The sequence below is a fragment of the Vibrio sp. SCSIO 43153 genome, from assembly GCF_023716625.1.
Lineage (GTDB): Bacteria > Pseudomonadota > Gammaproteobacteria > Enterobacterales > Vibrionaceae > Vibrio > Vibrio rotiferianus.
This window is the reverse complement of sequence record NZ_CP071855.1, coordinates 794,051-819,484: the sequence shown is the minus strand read 5'-3', so window position 1 is coordinate 819,484 and position 25,434 is coordinate 794,051. Positions and strand designations below refer to the sequence as shown.

Below are 25,434 nucleotides of genomic sequence, written 5' to 3'. Positions count from 1 at the left end.
CATGATGAAAATTAAACTCGCTATTGCGGTGTTAGCCGTGTCTGCATTATTTAGTAGCTGGCTTTATTGGGGCAGTGACCTAAAAGTAGAACAAGTTCTGACTTCTAATGAGTGGCAATCCACTATGGTTACCGTCATTACAGATAATTTACCGGATGACACAGTAGGCCCATTACGCCGTGTCAACGTTGAATCGAACGTCAAATACTTACCTAACGGCGATTACATTCGCGTAGCAAATATTAAGTTGTTTGCTCAGGGTTCATCTGCTGAGTCCACGATCAACATTTCAGAACGAGGACGCTGGGAAGTAAGTGACAATTACCTCTTAGTCACCCCATCAGAGTTCAAGGATATCTCGTCATCTCAGTCAAAGGATTTTACTGACGAACAGCTGAGCTTAATTACGCAGATTTTCCGACTGGATGCCGAGCAAAGCCGTCGCATCGACGTGGTTAACGAAAAAACGTTACTACTGACTAGCTTGAACCACGGTTCTACGGTACTGTTTAGAAACTGATTTTGATTCAATGATAAGGGGCCAAGATGGCCCCTTTCTTTCACGCATGGATTGGCTAGATACTCTCACTCTCTTCTTCGGTTCCCTTGTTGCAAATACACTCGCTTCCCTCTCTGGTGGCGGTGCTGGCTTATTGCAATTTCCGCTATTGATCTTTCTCGGCTTGCCCTTTTCTGTCGCACTTGGTACACACAAAGTGGCTTCAGTGGCACTTGGACTAGGTGCGGCAAGCACACACCTCAAAGCGGGCACAATAAAACCGAAAGTCGCACTTTATCTGATTCTAGTCGGCAGCATTGGTGTCGTGATTGGTGCGAATCTGATTGTCCAAATACCTGACAATATCGCTGAGAAAATGCTTGGTGCGATGATCCTTGCTCTTGGCATCTATTCCCGCTTTAAAAAAGAACTTGGCCAAGTCGAGCTTGCTACCCACCGAGATACATTGGGCTGGATCTTGGGCGGATTGGGGTTGATGTTAATAGGCATAGTCAATGGTTCTCTGACCGCAGGTTCAGGTCTCCTTGTGACGCTGTTCCTCGTGCGTTGGTTTGGGTACGACTACAAGCAAGCAGTGGCTTACACCATGATTTGTGTCGGTCTGTTTTGGAATGGTATTGGTGGTGTTGCCATCGTACACGCAGGCGCTCCGATTCATTGGGCATGGCTACCCGTGCTGTTATTGAGTTCATTTTTAGGTGGCAGTTTAGGTGCGTGGGCAGCAACTCGATACAGCAATCGCGTTATCAAGATTGCGTTTGAGATCCTCACCTTTGCTGTCAGCATCAAACTGCTACTTTAGGGTCTGTTGACCTTTCGAGCTGATTTTTGCAGCGAATTGTTGGGTATTTATACAAGGCAGAGACTTTGTTGTGTAGCTAGCCTACATGAGAAGTCGATAACGCAGTAGAAATGACCAACAAACGCTGCCCAAAGGGTTCGGCTAAAATCGTTTTATGCTTTGTTAAGGAGTATTTGCTTAGAATGACTAGGCGACACACTCCTCGCCTCACCTAAAACGATTTTATCTCGAACAAAATTTAACCACGAAAGTTCAACAAACCCTCGTGTTTAGAGAAAGGAAATAAGAAATGGATAAAGCCATCATAGACATTTACTACTGTCGCCAGTGCAATTGGATGTTGCGCTCTACTTGGCTATCGCAAGAGCTACTTCATACTTTCAGTGAAGAGATTGAAACCATCAGCTTGCATCCGGACACAGGTGGCCGTTTTGAGATTTTTTGCAACGGCACGCAAATTTGGGAGCGTAAAAAAGACGGCGGTTTTCCTGAGGCTAAAGTCCTTAAACAACGAGTAAGAGACATCATCGACCCAGAGCGTGATTTAGGCCATTCAGATACAAAATAGGGAGCCAATGGCTCCCTATTATTTAATATCTGATGTGCTCTATGACTCGTTGATTAAATCGTTGTTTGAGCTAGCACTGCACCTTCCGGCGTTTGCACGGTTAGTGTGTTACCTTCCATCAAACCATAGCTGCGCGGCAAACCGTTTCGAGGAAATGTCATCGAGCCAGGGTTAAAAATAACAGCCCCGTCTTGTTCCTCTGCCACTGGTATATGAGTATGGCCGTGAGCAATAATGTCTCCCTCACGCAATGGTGGACGCTTACCACTATGATACAAGTGACCATGAGTTAAGAAAATGCGCTTGCCGGATTCTAAAAGGATCCACGCATAGTCTGTCATCATTGGAAAGTTCAATAGCATCTGGTCAACTTCACTGTCACAGTTACCACGTACCGAAATAATCTGTTCACTGTATTGATTCAGAAGCTCTGCCACTTGTGGCGGATTGTAGCCTTCTGGCACTGGGTTTCTCGGCCCGTGATTGAGCGTATCTCCAAGTAAGATCAAGTGCTCTGCACCTGAGGCTAAATACAGTTTGATGGTTTCTTCTGTTGCTGGCAAAGAACCGTGCAAATCTGAGGCAAAAAATAGTTTCACGACATCGTCTCCTCAAAAAGAATGACGCCATTCTACGGCTTTCTTATATAACCTCAACAGCGATTCAGCTTCAGTACGGATTCAACTACTGCTGACGAGCAAACTCAATCATCATAGGCAAAAGGTAAAACCAGAAGGCATAACCAAAACCAATCAATGCAGCTAGCCATAGTGTCATCGACAGAAACTTAGATTTAGCCAAATGATTTAGAGGATCTGGCTCTCCACACCCCGGGCAACTGTGTGCTCGTTTTGAAATCTGTCTTTCGCAGACAGGACAGGCAACTAAAGGCATTCACTATTTCCTTAAAATTCTACTCTTTGCAAAAGGATAAAATGCATACTTCGGTTATGCAAAGGGATTTATAGCTGAAATAATGCTGTTCACTCCCAGTCGCTTGAATGAGATTAATGATCAGCTATTCCCCTTTCGCCATCCCATTCATGACAATGTTATTGTAACTAACCATGCCAATGACTTGGCCATTTTCAATCACTGGTGCCCGACTAATACCAAAACGCTCAAATAACCGCGCACAATATTTTACGTTCATGTTAGGGTCGACTGTCAGCGCTGGTTTAGTCATGATTTCGTAGATATTGGTTCTTTGAGGAGATCGATCAACGGCAAGCACTTTTTTTGCAATGTCGTTCATCAGCACAATACCAAACTCATCATCTTGATTGCGTTTCTGGACGACTAATGCTTTGACCTGATGTTTTCGAGCCAGACCGATACCTTCATGAACCGTCATAAGTCCATCAACGATAACGTAGGTAGATGCCATCACATCTCTAATACGAATGATTTCTTGATTACTCATAGCTCATCCTCAACAACCTTTGCTAATGTCTCGACTTGGTGCGCAACACCCACTGCGTCTTCCACATCGATTTGTACCGCGATTCCCTGACCGGATTCTTGGTCAAACTCTCCGACCTCACTGATCGTTTCTAATATATGCCGCGAAAGATGCTCTTCAACGACAAATAGCAACACATCTTTCTGTACTTCAAGAGTGAGACCAAAGAAGGTACGTTTTTGATTTAAACCTTGCCCTCGGGCGTTATTGATGACCGTCGCCCCGGTTGCACCTGCTTCGCGAGCGGCATCCAACACTGTGTCGGTTTTGCTATCCTCCACAAAGGCCAGAATTAATTTAAAGCGCATTTTCTTTCTCCTCCGCGGTATCTTTATTCAACCACTGGGTTATTTGGGCATAGCCCATCACAGAAATCATAGGAAATAGACTGGCAAAAGCGATTAAGCCAAAACCATCAATCATCGGGTTTCGTCCAGGTACAGTAGACGCAAGCCCTAATCCCAAAGCCGTAACCAATGGGACAGTGACCGTCGATGTCGTCACCCCTCCCGAGTCATATGCCAAGGGAATGATTAACTTTGGTGCATATAGTGTTTGAATAACCACCACTATATAACCCGCTATGATGTAATAATGAATAGGATCACCCACTACAATTCGATAGCTACCTAAAGCAATACCAATGGCCACCCCTAACGCAACCGCAATTCTGAGTCCGTTAACACTAATACTTCCCCCAGACACTTGATTTGCCTTGATGGCAACAGCGATAAGCGAAGGTTCAGCTATCGTAGTACTAAAGCCAATACAAAACGCGAATAGGTACACCCAATAATAGTCAACCCAACTCAGAGCTTTACCCAGTGAGACTTTAAATTCGATCAAAAAGTCAGGAGCTGTTAGCTGCATCGCCATTGTTTCACCTAATGGAAACAACGCCATTTCGAGCCCGATTAAAAAAAGAGATAATCCTAAAATAACGTAGAAGAAGCCAAGTATGACTTTAGAGAGGTTGGTAACAGGACGTCTCAATACCGCAAGTTGGAAACCAAAAATAATGGTCGCGATAGGCACTACATCACGGACGGTGGAAAGAAAAGTATCCGAAAACTGAGCAAATGAGATCATGCCACCACCATCCCATAAACCATCACAAACATCATCGGTAGAAGAGAGGCAAAAGCAATCAGCCCAAAACCATCAATCATCGGATTACGACCTTTGATCGCAGAAGCAAGCCCTACTCCCAAAGCGGTTACCAAAGGTACGGTAATAGTAGAGGTTGTAACGCCGCCAGAATCATAAGCAATACCAATAATATTCTCTGGAGCAAACCCGGTTAGAATAACAACACCGATATACCCACCAATAATCATATACTGAATTGGCCAACCTTTAAGAATGCGTAGAACACCGAGCACGATTGCAATCCCTACCGACAATGCAACTGTGAGACGTAAGCCATCCGCGTATTCTTCCATCGCTTCTTCGGTATTGAGTATCATCCCGCCCTCAGCTGCCACTTCTGAAGCTTCATCAGCAACAGCAGTCAGAGCTGGCTCTGCGATGGTTGTTCCAAAGCCAAGACAAAAAGCAAAAATAAGCAACCAGAATACGCTGCCTTTTCTGGCAAAAGCCTGCGCCATGCTTTCTCCAATCGGAAACAACCCCATTTCCAACCCAAAAATAAAAAACGTCAGGCCAAGAACAACCAGCAATAAACCAAAAAGAATTGGAGCGATGTTGGGTAGCGGCTCTTGTAAAACAACCAGTTGGAAAAAAGTAATCACAACAACAATAGGAAGTAAGTCCCTTGCGCTGCTTAGACAGGCGCGAAATAGTGCCAACAATGCTGCCATTCAATTCCCTTTTTTGTATGTGCTTTTTTAGAATGACATAGTTTTGAACAAGCGAGTGTGAGCAACATTCCGACATAAATAACATTTGGTTACATATGTTAAAAATGTGAACTAAGTGGGAGGGCAATGACTTAAATTGGGAATGTGCCAATGTATCAACATCAATTGAACACATCACTGATCATCTCAGTCAAAAAAGACTATAATGAGTAAATATGTCTTTAACTCAAAGGGATACCATGAAGATACTGCTTACTGGCGGCACTGGTTTTATTGGTTCAGAATTGATGAAGTTACTCACAACTCATCAAGTACTTTTGTTAACTCGCAATCCCGCACAGGCAAAACAGCGTCTTCAGCATGCTGATGTTGGAAATATTCAATACTTAGACTCTCTTAACTCCCTTGAAGATCTCAACGACATTGATGCCGTAATTAACCTCGCAGGAGAGCCAATTGCAGATAAACGCTGGACCAAGCAGCAAAAAGAGCTTATCTGCAGTAGTAGGTGGAAAATAACGGAGCGAATTGTCGAGCTGATTCATGCCAGCACCAAGCCACCTTCGGTGTTTATAAGTGGTTCCGCTGTTGGTTACTACGGCGACCAACAGGATCACCCCTTTGATGAAGCGTTGCATGTGAATAGCAACTGCTTTGCCCATCAAGTTTGTGAAAAATGGGAACAAATCGCAAAACATGCCGAATCTGAGCAAACTAGAGTTTGTATAATACGCACTGGTATCGTACTTGGCCAAAATGGTGGCGCGTTGGCAAAAATGATCCCTCCCTACAAGTTTGGTTTGGGTGGGCCACTGGGTAGCGGCAACCAGTATATGCCTTGGATACACTTACTCGATATGGTGCGAGCAATAATGTACCTATTAGAAACGCCTCATGCTCATGGACTCTTTAACCTATGCGCTCCCCATCCAGTTACCAACAGTATTTTTAGCAAGACATTAGCAAAAACCTTAAAGCGTCCCCACTTCATGCGTTCTCCTAAATGGGTGATGGAGTTAGCCATGGGCGAGGCAGCTTGCCTACTCTTCGATAGTGCGCGAGCTAAGCCGAAAAAGTTAACCGAACTCGGCTTCAAGTTCAGTTACTCTAGAGTTGCCCCAGCCCTCAAACACTTGCTTCAAGACCGAAGTTGTTGAATCATAAGGCTCACGCCCTCTCAGTGAGCCCTATACCATGAAAAAGTCAGTTCTTATCACCGGATGCTCCACTGGCATCGGTTACGTATGTGCCCATGCTTTGCAAAAGGAAGGCTTCCACGTCATTGCTTCCTGCCGACAAGACCAAGACATCGAACGCCTAACCAACGAGGGCTTAACGTGTATTAAGCTTGACCTTAATGATCCTGAGAGTATTTCATCCGGCGTCGCGCAAGCGCTCGAGCTAGCTGAGGGTAAACTTTATGCCGTCTTCAACAATGGCGCTTACGGTCAGCCGGGTGCTTTGGAAGACTTGCCGACAGAGGCCCTTCAAGCACAATTTCAAACCAACTTCTTCGGCTGGCACCAACTCGTAAGAGAAGTGCTACCGCACATGCGTAAACAGGGTGAAGGGCGCATCATCCAAAACAGCTCCGTACTCGGCTTTGCCGCCATGAAGTATCGTGGCGCCTATAACGCATCTAAGTTCGCGCTAGAAGGCTGGACAGACACCCTACGTTTGGAATTGATGGATACCAACATCAAGGTTGCATTGATCGAACCAGGGCCGATAGAGACCCAGTTTAGACAGAATGCCTTAAAGGCGTTTGAGCAGTGGATTGATGTGGAAAGCAGCGCCCACAGAGCAGCTTACGAAGGGCAGAAGCAGCGTTTAGATAACGACAAGTCGAACAACAAGTTTGTGCTTCCTGCTGAATCTTGTATTGAGCCCGTGCTTCACGCACTCAACAGTGATAAACCAAAGATTCGCTACAGAATCACCACACCAACTAAAGTCTTTGCCGTTTTAAAGCGCCTATTACCAACTCGTCTTCTTGATAAAATTTTGCGACAAGCAGCATAAAAACTTTTTATCACAATGTAATTTTATCGTAACAATGTGATGTCATTATGAGCATGTAGGTTAAGAAAACCTCAATGTTCGAATCAATTTCTAGGTTAGTATCTTCATCCATCGAGCCTGAACGCGATGTGGATACTCACTTTAGATTTGGTATCGCCACCCTTTCTGTTTTGTATTTTCGCGAGACAATAATGACATTAAATCAGCTTAACTGGCTTAGTGTGGGTGTAGTGTTGACCATGTTCATCCTATTTTGATACCACACCCAGCACACAACTATAACGTCTAACAAGACTCTCTAACCCGTGCTGGACTTGCCAAATTTAATAGCACTTTCGCTTGCTATCAGGAATACGCTGCTTCGGCAGCGTTTTTCCTTTCTATCGCTTGAATTTCCCAAATATCAACTCCATATCTACAATCAACGACAAGAAACAAAAAGCAAGGATACTCTGATGCAATCCCCATTTATCGTTGAGTTAACAGAACAAAACTTCCGTGAAACGCTTGAAGGATCAATGAACACGCCGGTGTTGATTCATTTTTGGGCGAGTGCTCAACCAGAAAGTGCACAAGTGATTCCTGAATTACAAATGCTGGCTCAGCAATACAACGGCGCTTTCACCCTTGCTCTATTGAACTGTGAACAGCAGCCTGCTCTTGCTTCTCAATTCGGCGTGCAAGTGCTACCGACCATCGCATTGTTTATGAATGGTCAAGCAGTCGATGGGATGGGTGGCCCTCAGCCAATTGACGCGATTACGGCAATGCTGCAAAAACATCTACCAAGCCAAGATGAAATGCAGTTGAAGCAAGCCAGCGAACTGCTCCAACAAGGTGAACATGCTCAAGCTTTGGCGATTCTACAAACGTTATCGGAAGAGCTTCAAAACCGTGGTGATGTAAAACTAGCGATGGCAGATTGTTTACTGGAAACCAAGCAGTTTGAATTGGCACAAACGCTATTGGGTGCGATTCCACTGGAATACCAAGACAACTACTACAAAGGTTTGATCGCGAAGTTAGATCTACATCTTCAAGCCGCAGATAGCCCAGAGCTTCAACGCCTTGAACAAGAGCTAGCCGCAAACCCTGATAATTTAGAACTCGCGTGTGAGCTTGCAGTTCAATACAACCAAGTCGGCCGTGATGAAGAAGCACTTGAGCTACTTTGGAACATTCTCAAAGCCAACCTCGGTGCACAAGACGGTGAAGTGAAGAAAGTCTTTATGGATATCTTGAGCGCACTTGGCCAAGGTAACGCATTGGCAAGCAAATACCGCCGTCAACTTTACTCGATTTTGTACTAATCAAATCTTCGTAAAGTTAAAGAGTTTGAATAGAAAAGGCCGGAAAATCTCCGGCCTTTATTTTATTCGGAATTTATCAAACCTCTCATTTCTACGATTGTTTAATAAAGCGAAATGCGTAAGAATGGATTAATTATTATGCATTTAAGGGAATAGCACATGCCAATTGACTCATTGATAACCATCGGTATTTTCGTTGCTTTAGCCGTCGTCATCCTCGCCTCTGCAATTAAAACCGTTCCACAAGGCAATAACTGGACAGTTGAACGCTTTGGGCGTTATACCCACACTTTAAAGCCAGGTCTCAACCTAATCATTCCTTTCGTCGACCGTGTCGGACAAAAGGTCAATATGATGGAACGCGTTCTCGACATTCCTGCTCAAGAAGTTATTTCCAAAGATAACGCCAATGTAGTCATCGACGCGGTAGGTTTTGTTCAAGTCATCGATGCTGCAAAAGCCGCTTATGAGGTTAACGATCTAGAACATGCCATTCGCAACCTAACCCTCACTAACATTCGTACCGTGCTTGGCTCAATGGAACTGGACGAGATGCTCAGCCAACGCGACATGATCAATACCAAACTGCTCTCTATTGTCGACCAAGCAACCAACCCTTGGGGCGTAAAAGTTACTCGTATTGAAATCAAAGACGTTCAACCACCTGCAGATCTCACTGCGGCGATGAATGCCCAAATGAAGGCTGAACGTAACAAACGTGCCGAAATCTTAGAAGCAGAAGGTGTTCGACAAGCAGAAATTTTACGAGCAGAAGGCCAGAAGCAATCAGAAATCCTCAAAGCAGAAGGTGAAAAACAGTCCGCAATTTTACATGCTGAAGCTCGCGAACGGGCAGCTCAAGCAGAAGCGAAAGCCACCTACATGGTATCGGAAGCCATCGCAAAAGGTGATGTACAAGCTGTAAACTACTTCATTGCCCAAGGTTACACCGAAGCGTTAAAGAGCATCGGCCAAGCAGAAAATGGTAAGATCGTCATGCTGCCACTCGAAGCAACAGGCCTCATGGGCTCAGTAGCTGGTATCGCAGAAATGTTCAAACAAAGTAAAGACTAAGGCCTGCGTATGGATCTATTTAGCCTATTAGAAGGTGTTACATTCTGGCATTGGATTGCATTTGGCCTCGCGTTGCTTGCCGTTGAATTACTGGGAACCGCTGGCTACTTTCTTTGGCTAGGCATCTCAGCGCTGATCGTGGGCGCCATTATGTCCTTCTTACCCATCAGTTGGCAGATGCAATGGCTTGCATTTGCTACTTTTAGCTTAGTAACAACATGGCTATGGTGGAGAAAACAATGGTCAAAAGATCGCAAAGGTGATGAGTCCCGAGATCTCAACCAAAAACACAAACAATTAATCGGCAACATTGTCACTTTAGAAGAAGACTTCAAGGTAGGGATGAATCGCTTAAGAATAGCGGATTCAACTTGGTCAGCAGAATCTGAGCACGATTTACCAGCAGGAACTCGAGTCGAGATTGTGGCTGTAGAAGGTATTATTCTTAAGATTAAGCCTGTTTCTCGCTGATTTGTGTCAAAATAATAGGGTGTAAAGCACCCTATTTCATATTTATTCCAACTACCTCTTTTATTTCATCGACTTATTTAAATTATCCATAGAAATTAAGTAATAGAAATATTATTAGTATTCTATCAGTTCTATTTACCATTCAATTATTCGAGTCGAATAATTCAGATACATAGAAAAATATATTTCCTTTTTCGTAATCTAAATTTATTTTAAAAAATAAAACACTGTTGAATTAATTTTTGATCTTTCTTGGTCTCTATACATACTTAACGCATGAGCATTTCACTTTGATGCTTATATTTTTGGTAAGTAAGAGGATGTACTATGAAAATCTTAAGCCTAGTTTTTGCTGTGGGACTATTATTCTCAGTAACCAGCGTTTCAGCTCAAAATAGCGCAGGGCATGCATTTGGAGCTGGTGTAGATTGTACGTTTAGCGATGGGACAGTCAAACACCTTCCGAGAGAATTATGCAAAATGTATGGTGGTGAGCATAAGTAGTCATAACTAGTCCTTCATGCATAAACACATTTCAGAACGAAGCAACCACCACAAAAAGGCCACCAGCAAAGCTAGTGGCCCTTTTGAATGTTATTCATCAACGAAATCTGTAGAAATCCGCACCAATAAATGCATCCCATCCCCTTTGCCATTCTGCTTTGATCATCACTTCTTGTGGCTGCCCTCTGCATTGGTCAGTATATTTTAGTCCTTGGATTCCCTTTTCAAAGGCCTTAAATGGATCGCAATATTCCTTTTTCCCTAGCTCATAACCACTCTTATAAGCTTCTTCATCAAACGGGACTTTCAGCTTCAACATTTCAATAGTGTCATTTTGATAACTATAACCATTTGAACCGAACCTCTCACCTTGTCCCATCCAGTATTCTGATGCTGTTTTCGGACTTGACGAACAAGCTTGTAAACCAATTAATAAAGCTGGAATAATCAATATTTTTCTATTCATAACCCACCCCAAAGAAATAAAAAAAGCTGAGCAAGTGCTCAGCTTTATAGACAGTAGTTAACTAAACAAGTTCTCTTATTTCACAGAGAATGGGATTGCCAACACTAACTTGAAATCTTCCTCGTCTTGGAACAAGTTTGTGTAACCAGTCCAGTTTGGAGCATTAGTGTCATTGAAGTAGTTAGTGTAGTAGAAGCTGATGTGTGCATCTTTAAGAGCACCAGCTTGGATAGCGTAGTTAGCGAAAGCACTGTATGCGTATTCTGTTAGGTCATCGTAACCTTGAACAGATGAACCGAAGCCATATGCACCGCTAATACCAGCGCTGAAACCTTTGCCACCAATGTCAGAGAAGTCGCGAGATACAGATGCGAATACCGCTAGCTCTTCATCATGGTTAAAGTCAGAACGGTTGTTCCACCAGATTTCGTAAGCACCATTAGAACCACCGTATTGGCTTGTTAAACGGTAAGACATGTTGCCCACAACTGCTGAGTCGCCGGAATCTGCACCCGTGTATGTTGCTTCTGCACGGTAAGAGTACTGACCTGAAGAGAAGCTAGTTAAAAGAGCTAGTTGGAATGCAGTGCTATCATATTGTTCACTGTCATCAACGATGTATAGTTGTGGAGACCAGTATAGACCACCTTCAGTAGTACCTTTCACTTTGAAATGAGCATTCCAACGGTCACCATCAGATAGACCACCGTATGCAGCATCAAGAGAAATACCATTATCTAGAGTGTAACGACCACCAATTGAGTACAATGTGCCTGCATCTTCACCTTTGGTTGTTTGGAACTCATAAGTTTCTTTGAACCATGGGGCTTTGTATTCAGTTGCAACAACCAAACCAAGATCTAAACCAGCAACCGAGCCACCAATCTCACCACCTAAGTATGAACCTGGAGCGAAAGACCAGTTCACACCAAGAGAACTAGGAACTGAAGGCTGGAAGTAACCTAACTTAGCAGTTACATTCTCACCAAATTTGAACTTAGCTGCTGCAGTAGCAAACGATACACCGTTATCAGTACAGTCAGTCCAAACGTTAGAACATGCGCTGTCTTTTGGTTGCTTATCATAAGGGTTATTTACACCCCAGAAGTTCATTTCGTGGTCAGCACCACCGTTTTGCCACATGTCGAAAGTGCTGTAGATAACAACATCAAGACCTGCAACACCACCTACGTAACCAGAGTTAAAGCCTAGATTAGCAAAAATAGAGCCATGGTCTAGGTTTGTCGTTTTCTTGGTATCGTTGCCGTTAGCATCTACGTTACCGCGGTCACGAGCACGCATCCAAAAGTTAAGGTTACCGCTAATTGTTGATTCTGAGAAAAACTCAGAAACTGCATCAGCATACTCAGGACCCATAGGGTCTTCAGCCATTGCTGGAGCAGCAGCGATTGCGCCCATCATTGCTGCAGTGATCGCAGATACTTTAAAAAATTTGTCCATGGAAAAACTCCTAAAAATGGATATAGCTGTACTTGTTTTCCTCACCTTTAGTTGGCCGCCGAAGGCAAGAAGTCAATTTCCTGATTAAACCTAATCATTTCTAATTTGGTTTTTTTTAGCTCCTGCATACACACCGTGTATCCATGACTTTAAGACTAACTTCGCAGCTAAAAACATCCAAATAGAACTTATTTTTTTTCTAAAAAAATATGAGCCACGCCAAAGTTCCATCTAAGTTATTGATCTAGATCTGATTTTTGTCACTACTAGTTGGAACCATAAATAAATACATGAATAACAATAGCTTAAGTAAATAACTCATTAGTTAGTTTGAAGTGCGTCGCATGGCTGTAGGGGATATTAATTCAATATTTAAAGGAGAGACATTGATCACTGAATAAAAAAAGCGAGGTAAATTAGTGCTAATGTGTGACTTATTACGCGCAAACAAAAAGCCCAAAACTTGAACAGCTTTGGGCTCTTGAAGGCAATTTTTTGTTTTTTTAGGTGGGTTATTTCATCAAATTGAGTAAGTCTTGTTCAGTTTGAATCTCAATACCTAGCTCCTGCGCTTTTGCAAGCTTAGAACCAGCATTCTCACCTGCAAACAGAATGTCTGTTTTCTTAGATACACTGCCTGTCACTTTCGCTCCTAGATTCTGTAGCGCTTCTTTAGCTTCTGAGCGGCCTAACTGAGAAAGAGTGCCAGTTAACACGACCGTTTTCCCTTCCAAAGGCAGCTCTACCCCTTCTTGTGGTGCTGCAATTTCTGGCCAGTGAATACCTTGTTCTAACAAGTCTTGTACAACTACTTGGTTTTTCTCTTCGCTGAAGAAGGTGGTAATGTGTTTCGCTACTATCACACCAATGTCTTGAACTTCAATCAACTGCTCTTCTGTGGCTTGTTGAATGGCATCGAGGTTTTTGAAGTACTGTGCTAGGTTGGCTGCAGTCGCCTCCCCTACTTCACGAATACCGAGCGAGTACAAGAAACGTGGCAACGTTGTTAGTTTTGACTTCTCAAGCGCATTCACAACGTTGGTCGCCGATTTCGGTCCCATTCGCTCTAGAACCGTCAATACGCCCGCAGAGAGCTTGAATAAGTCAGCTGGGGTTTCCACCATTTCACGATCCACCAGCTGCTCAATCACCTTATCGCCTAAGCCGTCCACATCAAGAGCCTTACGAGACACAAAATGCTTCAGCGCTTCTTTACGTTGAGCCTGACAAACTAAACCGCCAGTACAACGTGTTACCGCCTCCCCTTCGATGCGCTCAACGTGAGAGCCACATACTGGACAAGCATTCGGGAAGATGATCTCACGAGCCGTCTCTGGACGGCGCTCTTTAATCACCGATACAACTTGTGGAATCACATCACCAGCGCGACGAATAACAACTTGGTCACCGACCATCACTTGTAAGCGTTCGATCTCGTCTGCGTTATGAAGCGTAGCGTTAGAGACCGTCACACCACCAACGAACACTGGCTCAAGCTTAGCGACAGGGGTAATTGCACCGGTACGACCCACTTGGAACTCGACTTCATTTAGCGTTGTAATTTCTTCCTGAGCAGGAAATTTGTAGGCAATTGCCCAACGCGGAGCACGAGCAACAAATCCCAATTGCTCTTGAATAGCAATGTCATCAACCTTGATTACTACGCCGTCGATTTCGTAAGCTAAAGCCTCACGGCGCGTGAGAATATACTGGTAGTAAGCTTTGACCTCTTCTAAGTTGTCGACACGCTTGGTTTCAGGGCACATTGGTAAGCCCCAAGATTTGATTTGCAAGAATCGCTCGTAGTGACTGTTGGCAAGTGTAGCGCCCTCAACAACACCAACACTGTATGCGTAAAAGCTCAGTGGACGCGAAGCGGTAATACGTGAATCTAATTGACGTAGGCTACCCGCCGCTGCATTACGCGGGTTAACAAATACTTTCTCGCCTTTTTGACGAGCGATCTCGTTAAGCTTGTCAAAACCCGCTTTGGGCATAAACACTTCACCACGGACCTCGAGTCGAGCAGGCCAATCATTGCCTTGCAGTCGAAGAGGAATTGCACTGATAGTTCGCACGTTCTCAGTGATGTTTTCACCTGTTGTACCATCGCCACGAGTTGCTGCCTGAACCAGTACGCCGTTCTCGTATAATAGGCTTACCGCCAAGCCATCAAGCTTTGGCTCACAGCAGTATTGTTTAATGCTATGACCAACAACACGGTCTTGAGCACGTTTATGAAAGCCGTCTAACTCTGCATCATCAAAAGCGTTATCTAGCGACAGCATTGGCACTTCGTGAGTGACTTGGCTGAATTCAGACAGTGGCTGACCACCAACACGTTGGCTTGGAGAGTCAACAGTCACCAACTCTGGGTGCTCGGCTTCAATATCCAATAGTTCACGCATCATACGGTCGTATTCTGCGTCTGGAATCTCTGGGTTATCTTCCACGTAGTAACGAACAGCGTGGTAATGCAACGACTCTTTTAATTCTTCTAGTCGCTGATGTACTGATTCAGACATATTAAAGCCCCGTGTATATTGTTCAATGAGGTTGGGAATCTAAGAAAAAGGGCTCCTAACGGAGCCCTATCATTATTTGGTGTTAAGGTTATGCGTTAGCAGCATTAAACTCAACTATTTGACGTCGATATGATGCCAATCGATCTGGCGTCATCAAGTTACGTTGATCGTCCAGTACGTTACCACCCATATCATCCGCTACTTGTTGTGCAATACGCAGCATAAGGTTGAAGTTTTGATCCGCTTCACCATAGCAAGGTAGCGTCATAAAGAATGAAATGCCTTTGGTCGTGAACTCAGCTGGATCACCGTGCTCCAACGTGCCTGGGTGCATCATGTTTGCAACGCTGAATAGCACTTTGCCATTACCAGATAAGTCTACATGACGGTGGAAAATGTTCATTTCACCGTAGATCAAACCATTTTGTTGAAGACTATCGAACAGCTTAGTTCCCACAAACGGGTCTTCTCCAGCACAGTGCACATTTAATATGATCACCTGCATTTCTGGCTCTGGCTTTGGTTCTTCTACTACGTTTGGCTCAATCACTTCTGGCAACGCTTGTTCTTCGGTATCTTCTACAAGGGTACTTTCAAGCGGTTCCTTTAGCGACTCTTTAGGTTGAACAACTGGCGCCTCGATTTCGACTTCTTCATCGGCAACGGCGCTAAACGCTGGCAACTCACTCTCTTGCTCTACAATAGCTGAAGGCTTTTTTACTGGCTCCGTATCTGGAACACCATCAATAAGAGGATCGTGGTTAATCAAAGGATCCGATTCGATATTCTTCTCAAAAGGATCATTGCTACCAAAATCCGGCTCTTTTCGGTCTTTACGGATTATCTCAAAATCATCTTCAGGCGCAGGAGCAAAGTCACCACCAGCTAAGCTCTGCTCGTCAACCAGATCATTATCGAGCTTACCTAATGGTTTATCCCCAAATTTGGCTTTACCTTCTTTTTTACTTGTCCACAAACCATGGAACAACAACGCTGCAATGGCTAAACCACCAACAACGATGAGTACGAATCGCAATTCCTGCATTATTTACTCTCAATATCCTTAGTAAAACTGCCTTTGGGTATCCTGAAGCAGTCACGCTAAGCGCCAAAAATTCTATAGATAGATGTACTTTACCAAAACTGTATGCTGGTTTAGAACAACTTAATGCAAGAAGTTCCGTTTTTTGTTGTGATTTTTGCCACGAAAATTAATCCTCAGTCATGATTATCACTTTTAGTACAAAGAGTCGCTGGGGCGAGCTACGACATTGCAGTTGTTCACTAGGTGGTTACAATGGAGCCTTTACCGTTTATGACAAGAGATTAGGAATCTGTGGATATAAAACAGCGTAGTGGATTTGGGTACTTTTTCTATGGGCTTAAACTAGCCCTTTCTCCCCAACTGAGAAGATTTGTAGTATTGCCATTAATGGCCAATATTTTGTTGGTTGGTAGCGCTATCTATTATTTATTTTCTAATTTGAATCTCTGGATAGAGAGTTGGATTGGGCAACTACCCGAGTTCTTATCTTGGCTTACGTACATTTTATGGCCACTATTAGCACTGACCATCCTCGCTACTTTCTCGTACTTCTTTAGCACCCTAGCAAATTTTATCGCCGCGCCTTTCAATGGCCTGCTTGCTGAAAAAGTAGAAGAGTCTTTAACTGGAAAAAAGCTTAACGATGATGGACTAAAAGCCTTACTCAAAGACACGCCTAGAATTCTTGCGCGTGAATGGCGAAAGTTACTCTATGTATTACCAAAAGCCATCGGCTTATTCTTACTTCTACTAATTCCGGCGTTAGGTCAAACTGTGGGACCAATCCTATGGTTCATCTTCACGGCTTGGATGTTGGCGATTCAGTACTGTGACTATCCATTTGATAATCATAAAGTGCCTTTCAATGACATGCGTTACAAATTGAAACAAAAGCAAGGTAAGGCATATGGCTTTGGTGTGTTGGTTTCTGTATTCACGACCATTCCAATTCTTAACCTCATCGTGATGCCAGTTGCCGTCTGTGGTGCGACTGCAATGTGGGTCACCGAGTTTAAGCATCAACAATAAAGCGCGTTTTCATCCGATTAGGGGAGGCTCCACATACCTCCCCCTTTCATTTTGTTTAATTCTCGACCAACCTCATAAGATATAACTTTTTAATCCTTTTCCCTTTTTTTCATACCGCATATTCTTTTACCCATATTCACAAAACGTGTAATGAAGGAACATCACTATGAGCAAGATCTACGAAGACAACTCTCTTACTATTGGTAATACTCCTCTAGTTCGCCTTAATAAAGTGAGCAAAGGCAAAGTTCTAGCGAAAATCGAAGCACGTAACCCAAGCTTCAGCGTTAAGTGCCGTATTGGTGCCAACATGATTTGGGAAGCGGAAAAAGCTGGCACGCTTAAGCCGGGTGTTGAGCTAGTAGAGCCGACCAGTGGTAACACAGGCGTTGCGCTTGCATTCGTAGCAGCCGCTCGCGGTTACAAGCTAACGCTAACCATGCCAGAGTCAATGAGTCTTGAACGCCGCAAACTTCTAAAAGCACTAGGTGCAAATCTAGAACTAACAGAAGCAGCAAAAGGCATGAAAGGTGCGATTGCTAAAGCGGAAGAAATCGTAGCAAGCAACCCAGACAAATACCTTCTCCTACAACAGTTCAACAACCCAGCTAACCCAGAAATCCACGAGAAGACGACTGGCCCTGAGATTTGGGAAGCAACAGACGGTGAAATCGATGTATTCGTAGCGGGTGTAGGTACGGGTGGTACTATCACAGGTACAAGCCGTTACATCAAAGGCGAAAAAGGCAAAGCCATCACTTCTGTGGCAGTAGAGCCAGCTGAATCACCAGTGATTGCCCAAGCGCTAGCAGGTGAAGAAATCCAACCAGCACCACACAAAATCCAAGGTATCGGCGCAGGTTTCATCCCTGGTAACTTAGATTTAGAACTTCTAGACCGCGTTGAGCAAGTCACTTCTGAAGAAGCAATCGAGATGGCTCGTCGCCTAATGGAAGAAGAAGGTATCCTAGCTGGCATTTCTTCGGGCGCAGCGGTAGTAGCAGCAAATCGACTTGCAGAACTCCCTGAATTTGAAGGAAAAACTATTGTTACGGTTCTACCAAGCTCTGGTGAACGTTACCTAAGTACCGCGCTATTTGCGGGTATCTTTACCGAGAAAGAGAACCAACAGTAATATGTGGTCAAATCAATTTTTCGTTTAAAAAAGCCCCGTTCAGGGGCTTTTTTGTTGATCCCTGCCTCACCTTTGGTAATATCAGGGTGTTTTATTTTTAGGTTCAAAATAAAGAATCTAAACCAAAAAGTTTTCTAAGTAATTGTGCACGCAAACAGTTGCGTAATTACCAAACTTTTGACTAGTATCAGTTCTGACACGCTTTGAACTCTCCCGTGCTAGCGCACAAGAAGTAAAGCAGTTAAGCTAAAACTCAGTCACAAACTAACAAAAAAATACATTTATTGGGGTATATCACATGTACGAGAAGCAAGTAGAAATCACAGCAGAAAACGGTCTTCACACTCGTCCAGCTGCACAGTTCGTTAAAGAAGCTAAAGCATTCGACGCGGACATCACTGTGACTTCTAACGGTAAAAGCGCTAGCGCTAAGAGCCTATTCAAGCTGCAAACACTAGGCCTAGTAAAAGGTACTCTAGTAACTATCTCTGCTGAAGGCCCACAAGCTCAGCAAGCAGTTGACCACCTAGTTGCTCTAATGGACCAACTACACTAATTCGGTCTCCTATTTCAGAAGCCATTTTGTGAAAGCAAAATGGCTTCGTTGGAAATAGGCTCAAAACTAAGCTAATACTATTCGTTAGCGCACCCATTATTCTCCCGTTTTATAAAGTTGACCAACTTAAGGTAAGGCTATGATTTCAGGCATCCTAGCATCTCCTGGTATTGCAATCGGTAAAGCACTACTACTTCAAGAAGATGAAATTGTCCTAAACACAAACACTATTTCTGACGATCAAGTAGAAGCAGAAGTTGCACGTTTTTTTGACGCACGTAACAAATCTGCAGCTCAGCTAGAAACTATCAAGCAAAAAGCGCTTGAAACTTTCGGCGAAGAAAAAGAAGCGATCTTTGAAGGTCACATCATGCTTCTTGAAGACGAAGAGCTAGAAGAGGAAATCCTAGCACTTATCAAAAACGACAAGATGACTGCTGATCACGCGATTCACTCTGTGATCGAAGAGCAAGCATGTGCTCTTGAGTCTCTAGATGATGAATACCTAAAAGAACGTGCTACTGACATTCGCGATATCGGTTCTCGTTTTGTTAAGAACGCTCTAGGCATCAACATCGTTTCGCTAAGCGACATCGATGAAGAAGTTATCCTAGTAGCTTACGACCTAACACCATCTGAAACTGCACAGATTAACCTAGACTACGTTCTTGGTTTTGCTTGTGACATCGGCGGTCGTACTTCTCACACTTCAATCATGGCTCGCTCTCTTGAGCTTCCAGCTATCGTTGGTACTAACGACATCACTAAACAAGTTAAGAACGGCGATATGCTGATTCTTGACGCGATGAACAACAAGATCGTTATCAACCCATCTGACGCTGAACTAGAAGAAGCGAAAGCAGTTAAAGCTGCATTCATCGCTGAAAAAGAAGAGCTAGCGAAGCTAAAAGACCTACACGCTGAGACAACTGACGGTCACCGCGTTGAAGTTTGCGGTAACATCGGTACGGTTAAAGACTGTGACGGTATCATCCGTAACGGTGGTGAAGGTGTTGGTCTGTACCGTACTGAATTCCTGTTCATGGACCGCGATGCACTTCCAACTGAAGAAGAGCAATACCAAGCTTACAAAGAAGTTGCTGAAGCGATGAACGGTGAGTCTGTGATCATCCGTACTATGGATATCGGCGGCGACAAAGATCTTCCATACATGGATCTTCCAAAAGAGATGAACCCGTTCCTAGGCTGGCGTGCAGTACGTATCAGCTTGGATCGTCGTGAAATCCTACGTGACCAGCTACGTGGTATCCTACGTGCATCTGCACACGGTAAACTGCGTATCATGTTCCCAATGATCATCTCTGTAGAAGAAATCCGTGAGCTTAAGAAAGCGATCGAAGAGTACAAAGCAGAACTACGCGCTGAAGGTCATGCATTCGACGAAAACATCGAAATCGGTGTAATGGTTGAAACTCCAGCTGCAGCAGCTATCGCACACCACCTAGCGAAGGAAGTATCTTTCTTCTCTATTGGTACAAACGACCTAACTCAGTACACACTAGCGGTTGACCGTGGTAACGAGATGATTTCTCACCTATACAACCCACTATCACCAGCTGTACTTACTGTGATCAAGCAAGTTATCGACGCTTCTCACGCTGAAGGTAAGTGGACTGGTATGTGTGGTGAGCTAGCAGGTGATGAGCGTGCAACACTTCTACTTCTAGGTATGGGTCTAGACGAGTTCTCAATGAGCGGTATCTCTATCCCTAAAGTGAAGAAAGTTATCCGTAACTCTAACTTCGCAGAAGTGAAAGCAATGGCTGAAGAAGCACTTTCTCTACCAACAGCAGCAGAAATCGAAGCAGTTGTAGAAAAGTTCATTGCAGAGAAAACTCAATAATCAACTAATTCCAATGAGATAGGCGGTTAAAAAAAGTCGTCTATCTCGAAAGATTGGTATACTATAATTCGACAGAATTAAATAAAACGTTAGGAGCATGACACAATGGGTCTGTTTGACAAACTTAAGAAGCTAGTATCTGACGACAGCGCTGACGCAGGTGCAATCGAAATCATCGCACCACTTTCTGGTGAGATCGTGAACATCGAAGATGTGCCAGATGTTGTTTTCGCTGAGAAAATCGTTGGTGATGGTATTGCTATCAAACCTGCTGGTAACAAAATGGTAGCTCCTGTAAACGGTACTATCGGTAAGATCTTCGAAACGAACCACGCGTTCTCTATCGAATCTGACGACGGTGTTGAGCTATTCGTTCACTTCGGTATCGACACTGTTGAACTGAAAGGCGAAGGCTTCAAGCGTATCGCAGAAGAAGGTCAAACTGTTAAAGCTGGCGACACTGTAATTGAATTCGACCTAGCTCTTCTAGAAGAGAAAGCGAAATCAACGCTAACTCCAGTTGTTATCTCTAACATGGACGAAATCAAAGAGCTGAACAAGCTTTCTGGTTCTGTAACTGTTGGTGAAACTCCAGTTCTACGTGTAACTAAGTAATTATTACTTAACCTAACACGAAAAAAACGCTGCCAACGGCAGCGTTTTTTATTACCTGAAACTTTTACTTCCGAACGATTTCTATCGCTGAACCTCGTTCAACTGAGCAAGCCAAGTGCCGAGTTAGGTCTCTGTTTCGCTTGAGCCAACAATGCTGTCGTTGCGTCTTGCAGCACTTGTGAACGTACCATCTCTGTCGATTCTCGAGCAAAGTCAGTATCTCGTATCCGCCCTTTAGATTCAGTCACACTGCGATTGACGGTATTGAGGTTGTCCATAGTGCCACTAACCCGGTTTTGAAAGCCGCCTATTTCACTTCGATGCGAGTCAACGTACTTAATTGCCGCATCTATCACGCCAACCGAAAGCTGTGCTCCGCCGACAGTCGACATATCGATGTCGTCCATTGTGACTAACCCACCAGCAGTAACATCAAGCTCATCCACTAAACTGCCCTTTAGTTCCACACCTTCTGGCGCATTCAGCGTCGAGGAAAAGAATTGCAGTTCATTGTTTTCAGTCACTGAGGCACTCACTATCGATTGCTGCGCATTGATGTAAGTGGCCACTTGCTCGATGCGGTCTCCTCGTTTGAGCCTAATAGATTCTGTTTGGGTTTGCCCTTCGCTGTCTTGGTATTCAAACTTGAGAGTTTGATTACCTTTGGAGACTTGCCAATCTTTCTCGACTGCATCACCGATATAATGCTGCCCTCCCATCTCCGGGATATGGCTGCGCATATTTCGCAGTGTCAAAGAGATTGAGTTGGCATTTGCTCCGATATGGAAGCTTTGTGAGCCGTAAGATCCATCAAACAGGTTTTTATCCGCAAATGTCGTCGTGATCGCAACACGATCAAGCTCATCTTGTAGCGCTACGACCTCGTATTGAATACTTTGCCGGTCACTTGAATCATTACTGCCGTTTGCAGCTTGAAGCCCCAGAGAGCGTAAGCGTTGCAATATATCGCTACTCTCATGCAAAGCCCCCTCTGCGGTTTGCGCCACCGAATATGCGTCGTTCGCATTTCTCAAGGCGACATCCAACCCTCTTGTTTGGACATTAAGAGTATTGGAGATCTGTAGACCAGCAGCGTCATCACTGGCAGAATTAATCCGATAACCCGAGGTAAGATTACGCTGCGATTCTATATTTTGCTCAGTTGCATGACCGAGGTGTCGCTGCGTCATCATCGCAGTAACATTGGTATTTAAAGAGACCATCTAATCGATACCAACTCCTTGTCCCCGCCCTATACGGCCTGTCTAGTGCGTAATTTGAATAAGCAAAAAGCCAGGGGCGAGCCTGGCTTTTGTATCGCGTCGTATTAGGTTGACTAACCTAGTAAGCTTAGCGCTGAGTTTGGCGCTTGTTTCGCTTGCGCAAGAATTGAGCTTGACGCTTGCGATAGAATTTGCGACTTGGTCATTTGAGTCGTTTCTTTCGCGAAGTCTGTATCTTTGATACGGCTCTTCGATGCGTTCACGTTCTCGTTAATGTTATCCAAGTTGCTGATTGCATGGTTGAAACGGTTTTGGAAAGCACCTAGCTCTGCACGGTGGCTGTCTACGTATTTCAGTGCCGCGTCAACAATAGCTACTGACTCTTGTGCGCCTGCAACCGATGTTACGTCAATCGTATCTACGGTTACTGCTTTAGCTTCACCTAAGCCTAGCTCACCAGCTAGACCACCAGAGAATGACACTTCGCCGTCAACTTTGTTGTTACCCGCAAATACTTGTAGCTTACCGTCTTCACCTACAGATGCTTTCACTAGGTCAGTTTGACCGTTGATGTAAGTTGCTACTTCTTCAATATCATCGCCAGCTTTTGCGTTGATAGTGAACTCTTGCTCTTCACCAAAGCTGTCTTTTAGCGAGATAGTAAGGTCTGCTTTGTCGCCAGCAACCGACCAGTCTTTACCTTTACCGTTTTCAGCGACGTAGCTGCTGCCACCCATCATTTTGTTGTCTGAGCGCATGTCTTTTAGCTCAAGCATTACTGCTTCGCCATTATCAGCACCAATTTGGAAAGATTTCGAACCATGTGTGCCGTTTAGCAGCTTGTTACCACCGAACGATGTCGTTTCAGCGATACGGTTAAGCTCATCGTTTAGTGCCGTTACTTCTTCCTGAATCGCAACACGCTCCGCTTTAGAGTTAGAACCATTAGCAGATTGTAGAGATAGGTCACGCATACGTTGTAGGATGTTGGTTGTCTCATTCATTGCACCTTCAGCCGTCTGTGCAATTGAAATACCATCATTCGCGTTGCGCACCGCAACGTCTAAACCACGGCTTTGAACATTCAAGCGGTTCGAGATTTGAAGGCCCGCAGCGTCATCTTTTGCGCTGTTGATTTTGAAGCCTGAAGACAAGCGCTCCATTGAAGTTTGTTGAGCTGAGTTTGCATTGTTTAGGTAACGCTGAGCGGTCATCGCCGATACGTTTGTATTTACATTCACTGCCATGGTGATTTCTCCAATTGATTTTCCGATAAAGCGGTTTCCGACGTCTCGGAAAACCAAATAGTTCTCTCAAAGTTACCCTTATAACGACGTCAATTTGAGAAGCTTTAGAAAAAAAAAGAGAAAAATAGCAATGCGAGATTCGAACGACAGTTTTGAAAAAATAGTAAAAAAAACACTAAAGTTTTAATAAGATACGTCGAGAATGGCTCTTAGGTATGATCAATATACGATTAAGAAAAGGAACCACCAGAATTGGTTCACTAGGAAAGAAAAAGAAAGCCCCTTTTCCTTTGAGAGAACCGGGGCTAGGTTGGTAGCCAGAGCCTATGTGGAGATCAAGAGAAATGAACACATATCCGACATACCGGGTGCAACCTTACATTGAAAATGATTGGCAGGTGAGAGATGAGAGAGCCGCACATTCTATTGTAAAGTCGCTTGCCAAAAGCCTGTATTCCCATCCACGTCTGAATGTATTGAGTACAGGCTAGATAAACTACTGCAATAGTGACATTGCAGAGTTTGGCAACTGCTTTGCTTGAGCAAGAATCGAAGTCCCTGCCTGTTGCAAAATTTGAGCTTTAGTCATTTGCGTCGTTTCTTTCGCAAAATCTGTATCTTTAATTCGACTATTCGAAGAATCTACGTTTTCTTGAATGTTAGCCAAGTTGTTAATGCTGTGACTTAAACGGTTTTGCTTCGCACCTAAATCCGCACGCTGTGAATCCACATACTTCAGTGCGGCATCCAAAACACCAATCGCATTCTGAGAACCTTGAACCGACGTCATATCGATATCTTGCACTGTGGTTGCAATAGGTTCACCAGTGAATCCTAGATCAGATGCTAGACCACCTGAAATTGAGATATCACCTTGTACATTTGGTTCTGCAATGAAAATTTGTAGTTTGCCATCTTCACCGACAGATGCGTTGATCAAATCTGATTGACCATTGATGTATGTCGCTAACTCTTCAATGTCGTCACCGGCCTTTGCTGTGATTTCGATATCAAGGTCAACCGTGTTACCTTCTTCATCCTGCCCCATGCCTGGTAAAGTAATCTTTAAGTCAGCTTTATCTGCTGCGACGCCCCAATCTTTACCTTTACCATTTTCAGTCAGGAATGTTGTACCACCCATGCGATGATCGTCCGCACGAATACTGGTTAGCCCCACAATCATAGCTTCACCAGAACTTGAACCAATTTGGAATGCCGCTTCACCAAATGTACCATTTAGTAGACGACGACCACCAAATGATGTGGTTTCAGCGATACGGTTAAGCTCATCCTGAAGTGCATTTGACTCTTCATTAATTGCTTGTCTTTCCGCTGGTGAGTTCGTACCGTTTGCCGACTGAATGGCAAGGTCACGCATACGCTGCATGATGGATGTCGCTTCATTCATTGCACCTTCTGCTGTCTGTGCAATGGAAATACCATCGTTCGCGTTGCGCATCGCCACGTCCAGACCACGGGACTGAGCTGTCAGACGGTTCGAAATTTGTAGACCAGCAGCGTCATCTTTTGCGCTGTTAATCTTATGACCTGATGACAAACGCTCCATTGAAGTATTGAGTTCGTTTGACGCTTTATTTAAGTAACGTTGTGCGGTCATCGCAGAAACGTTAGTACTAACCGTTACAGCCATTTTGCTCTCCTTTTGAGTTCGCAAGCTTTGCGAAGCGGCCAGCTTTACTCTCATTTGGAAAAGC

27 protein-coding genes are annotated in these 25,434 nt (G+C 44.1%); 14 read left to right on the top strand and 13 right to left on the bottom strand.

The genetic code is table 11. The features are described 5' to 3' along the window. Nucleotides 1-4 precede the first annotated feature (4 nt). The 3 genes from J4N37_RS03860 (at nucleotide 5) to J4N37_RS03850 (ending at nucleotide 1,890) form a co-directional block, all read left to right on the top strand. Nucleotides 5-520: a regulatory protein ToxS gene (locus J4N37_RS03860; RefSeq protein ID WP_010446781.1), complete on the top strand. Its 516-nt coding sequence runs from the start codon at nucleotides 5-7 to the stop codon at nucleotides 518-520. Between the two features lie 46 nt (nucleotides 521-566). Continuing rightward, complete coding sequence (locus tag J4N37_RS03855) at nucleotides 567-1,322, top strand: sulfite exporter TauE/SafE family protein (RefSeq protein ID WP_252041691.1); 756 nt, start codon at nucleotides 567-569, stop codon at nucleotides 1,320-1,322. Between the two features lie 289 nt (nucleotides 1,323-1,611). Then, nucleotides 1,612-1,890: an Rdx family protein gene (locus J4N37_RS03850; RefSeq protein WP_045399025.1), complete on the top strand. Its 279-nt coding sequence runs from the start codon at nucleotides 1,612-1,614 to the stop codon at nucleotides 1,888-1,890. A gap of 53 nt (nucleotides 1,891-1,943) precedes the next feature. Here the strand turns inward: J4N37_RS03850 and yfcE are convergent, their stop codons facing one another. The 6 genes from yfcE to J4N37_RS03820 all read right to left on the bottom strand — a co-directional run bounded on the left by yfcE (nucleotide 1,944) and on the right by J4N37_RS03820 (nucleotide 5,172). Then, nucleotides 1,944-2,489, bottom strand: coding sequence for a phosphodiesterase (gene yfcE / locus J4N37_RS03845; RefSeq protein ID WP_038885303.1), 546 nt, complete (start codon nucleotides 2,487-2,489; stop codon nucleotides 1,944-1,946). Nucleotides 2,490-2,574: 85 nt separating this feature from the next. Then, the gene (locus J4N37_RS03840) at nucleotides 2,575-2,784 is read right to left on the bottom strand and encodes a hypothetical protein (RefSeq protein WP_010446774.1); all 210 of its coding nucleotides are present in this window, start codon (nucleotides 2,782-2,784) and stop codon (nucleotides 2,575-2,577) included. A gap of 124 nt (nucleotides 2,785-2,908) precedes the next feature. Next, nucleotides 2,909-3,313, bottom strand: a complete 405-nt coding sequence (locus J4N37_RS03835) for a CBS domain-containing protein (RefSeq protein ID WP_010446771.1) — start codon at nucleotides 3,311-3,313, stop codon at nucleotides 2,909-2,911. Beyond that, nucleotides 3,310-3,660, bottom strand: coding sequence for a P-II family nitrogen regulator (locus J4N37_RS03830; RefSeq protein WP_010446770.1), 351 nt, complete (start codon nucleotides 3,658-3,660; stop codon nucleotides 3,310-3,312). Before J4N37_RS03830 ends, J4N37_RS03835 begins: the two co-directional genes overlap by 4 nt. Beyond that, nucleotides 3,650-4,441 carry a DUF1538 domain-containing protein gene (locus tag J4N37_RS03825; RefSeq protein ID WP_010446768.1) on the bottom strand — a complete coding sequence of 264 codons (792 nt, stop codon included), beginning with the start codon at nucleotides 4,439-4,441 and terminating at the stop codon, nucleotides 3,650-3,652. The genes J4N37_RS03830 and J4N37_RS03825 overlap by 11 nt, the downstream gene beginning before the upstream one ends. Then, nucleotides 4,438-5,172 (bottom strand): DUF1538 domain-containing protein, encoded by a 735-nt coding sequence (locus J4N37_RS03820; RefSeq protein WP_010446766.1) that lies wholly within the window; start codon nucleotides 5,170-5,172, stop codon nucleotides 4,438-4,440. The genes J4N37_RS03825 and J4N37_RS03820 overlap by 4 nt, the downstream gene beginning before the upstream one ends. Before the next feature lie 239 nt (nucleotides 5,173-5,411). Between J4N37_RS03820 and J4N37_RS03815 the strand changes: the two genes are divergently transcribed. The 6 genes from J4N37_RS03815 (at nucleotide 5,412) to J4N37_RS03790 (ending at nucleotide 10,049) form a co-directional block, all read left to right on the top strand. After that, nucleotides 5,412-6,329 carry a TIGR01777 family oxidoreductase gene (locus J4N37_RS03815; RefSeq protein WP_038885316.1) on the top strand — a complete coding sequence of 306 codons (918 nt, stop codon included), beginning with the start codon at nucleotides 5,412-5,414 and terminating at the stop codon, nucleotides 6,327-6,329. 37 nt (nucleotides 6,330-6,366) lie between these two features. Beyond that, entirely contained in the window at nucleotides 6,367-7,194 is an 828-nt protein-coding gene (locus tag J4N37_RS03810) for an SDR family oxidoreductase (protein WP_010446761.1), read from the top strand. Nucleotides 7,195-7,268: 74 nt separating this feature from the next. Continuing rightward, a complete protein-coding gene (locus tag J4N37_RS03805) occupies nucleotides 7,269-7,451 on the top strand; it encodes a hypothetical protein (protein WP_077201018.1) in 183 nt (60 codons plus the stop codon). A 198-nt stretch (nucleotides 7,452-7,649) separates the two neighbouring features. After that, nucleotides 7,650-8,504: a thioredoxin family protein gene (locus tag J4N37_RS03800; protein ID WP_010446759.1), complete on the top strand. Its 855-nt coding sequence runs from the start codon at nucleotides 7,650-7,652 to the stop codon at nucleotides 8,502-8,504. Nucleotides 8,505-8,663: 159 nt separating this feature from the next. Next, nucleotides 8,664-9,578 (top strand): SPFH domain-containing protein, encoded by a 915-nt coding sequence (locus J4N37_RS03795; RefSeq protein WP_010446739.1) that lies wholly within the window; start codon nucleotides 8,664-8,666, stop codon nucleotides 9,576-9,578. A gap of 9 nt (nucleotides 9,579-9,587) precedes the next feature. Continuing rightward, nucleotides 9,588-10,049, top strand: a complete 462-nt coding sequence (locus J4N37_RS03790) for an NfeD family protein (RefSeq protein WP_045385374.1) — start codon at nucleotides 9,588-9,590, stop codon at nucleotides 10,047-10,049. A 601-nt stretch (nucleotides 10,050-10,650) separates the two neighbouring features. On the opposite strand, the gene J4N37_RS03785 is transcribed toward J4N37_RS03790, so the two are convergent. The 4 genes from J4N37_RS03785 to zipA all read right to left on the bottom strand — a co-directional run bounded on the left by J4N37_RS03785 (nucleotide 10,651) and on the right by zipA (nucleotide 16,050). Continuing rightward, complete coding sequence (locus J4N37_RS03785; protein ID WP_010446733.1) at nucleotides 10,651-11,019, bottom strand: DUF2799 domain-containing protein; 369 nt, start codon at nucleotides 11,017-11,019, stop codon at nucleotides 10,651-10,653. 75 nt (nucleotides 11,020-11,094) lie between these two features. Continuing rightward, nucleotides 11,095-12,480 carry a hypothetical protein gene (locus J4N37_RS03780; protein WP_010446732.1) on the bottom strand — a complete coding sequence of 462 codons (1,386 nt, stop codon included), beginning with the start codon at nucleotides 12,478-12,480 and terminating at the stop codon, nucleotides 11,095-11,097. A 512-nt stretch (nucleotides 12,481-12,992) separates the two neighbouring features. Beyond that, nucleotides 12,993-15,005 carry an NAD-dependent DNA ligase LigA gene (gene ligA, locus J4N37_RS03775; protein WP_045385371.1) on the bottom strand — a complete coding sequence of 671 codons (2,013 nt, stop codon included), beginning with the start codon at nucleotides 15,003-15,005 and terminating at the stop codon, nucleotides 12,993-12,995. 88 nt (nucleotides 15,006-15,093) lie between these two features. Beyond that, complete coding sequence (zipA, locus tag J4N37_RS03770) at nucleotides 15,094-16,050, bottom strand: cell division protein ZipA (protein WP_010446730.1); 957 nt, start codon at nucleotides 16,048-16,050, stop codon at nucleotides 15,094-15,096. Nucleotides 16,051-16,341: 291 nt separating this feature from the next. On the opposite strand from zipA, the gene cysZ reads away from it, so the two are divergent. The 5 genes from cysZ (at nucleotide 16,342) to crr (ending at nucleotide 21,249) form a co-directional block, all read left to right on the top strand. Next, a complete protein-coding gene (gene cysZ / locus J4N37_RS03765) occupies nucleotides 16,342-17,079 on the top strand; it encodes a sulfate transporter CysZ (protein ID WP_252041690.1) in 738 nt (245 codons plus the stop codon). Between the two features lie 166 nt (nucleotides 17,080-17,245). Continuing rightward, nucleotides 17,246-18,214, top strand: coding sequence for a cysteine synthase A (gene cysK / locus J4N37_RS03760; protein ID WP_005436896.1), 969 nt, complete (start codon nucleotides 17,246-17,248; stop codon nucleotides 18,212-18,214). A 298-nt stretch (nucleotides 18,215-18,512) separates the two neighbouring features. Next, the gene (locus J4N37_RS03755; protein WP_005436894.1) at nucleotides 18,513-18,770 is read left to right on the top strand and encodes an HPr family phosphocarrier protein; all 258 of its coding nucleotides are present in this window, start codon (nucleotides 18,513-18,515) and stop codon (nucleotides 18,768-18,770) included. Nucleotides 18,771-18,909: 139 nt separating this feature from the next. After that, the gene (gene ptsI, locus J4N37_RS03750) at nucleotides 18,910-20,634 is read left to right on the top strand and encodes a phosphoenolpyruvate-protein phosphotransferase PtsI (RefSeq protein WP_010446728.1); all 1,725 of its coding nucleotides are present in this window, start codon (nucleotides 18,910-18,912) and stop codon (nucleotides 20,632-20,634) included. Between the two features lie 105 nt (nucleotides 20,635-20,739). Then, a complete protein-coding gene (gene crr, locus J4N37_RS03745; protein ID WP_005425608.1) occupies nucleotides 20,740-21,249 on the top strand; it encodes a PTS glucose transporter subunit IIA in 510 nt (169 codons plus the stop codon). A 98-nt stretch (nucleotides 21,250-21,347) separates the two neighbouring features. Here the strand turns inward: crr and J4N37_RS03740 are convergent, their stop codons facing one another. The 3 genes from J4N37_RS03740 to J4N37_RS03730 all read right to left on the bottom strand — a co-directional run bounded on the left by J4N37_RS03740 (nucleotide 21,348) and on the right by J4N37_RS03730 (nucleotide 25,370). Beyond that, nucleotides 21,348-22,472 carry a flagellin gene (locus J4N37_RS03740; protein ID WP_252041689.1) on the bottom strand — a complete coding sequence of 375 codons (1,125 nt, stop codon included), beginning with the start codon at nucleotides 22,470-22,472 and terminating at the stop codon, nucleotides 21,348-21,350. Between the two features lie 113 nt (nucleotides 22,473-22,585). Continuing rightward, entirely contained in the window at nucleotides 22,586-23,719 is a 1,134-nt protein-coding gene (locus tag J4N37_RS03735) for a flagellin (protein ID WP_252041688.1), read from the bottom strand. 496 nt (nucleotides 23,720-24,215) lie between these two features. After that, nucleotides 24,216-25,370 carry a flagellin gene (locus J4N37_RS03730; RefSeq protein ID WP_010446723.1) on the bottom strand — a complete coding sequence of 385 codons (1,155 nt, stop codon included), beginning with the start codon at nucleotides 25,368-25,370 and terminating at the stop codon, nucleotides 24,216-24,218. Nucleotides 25,371-25,434: the final 64 nt, after the last annotated feature.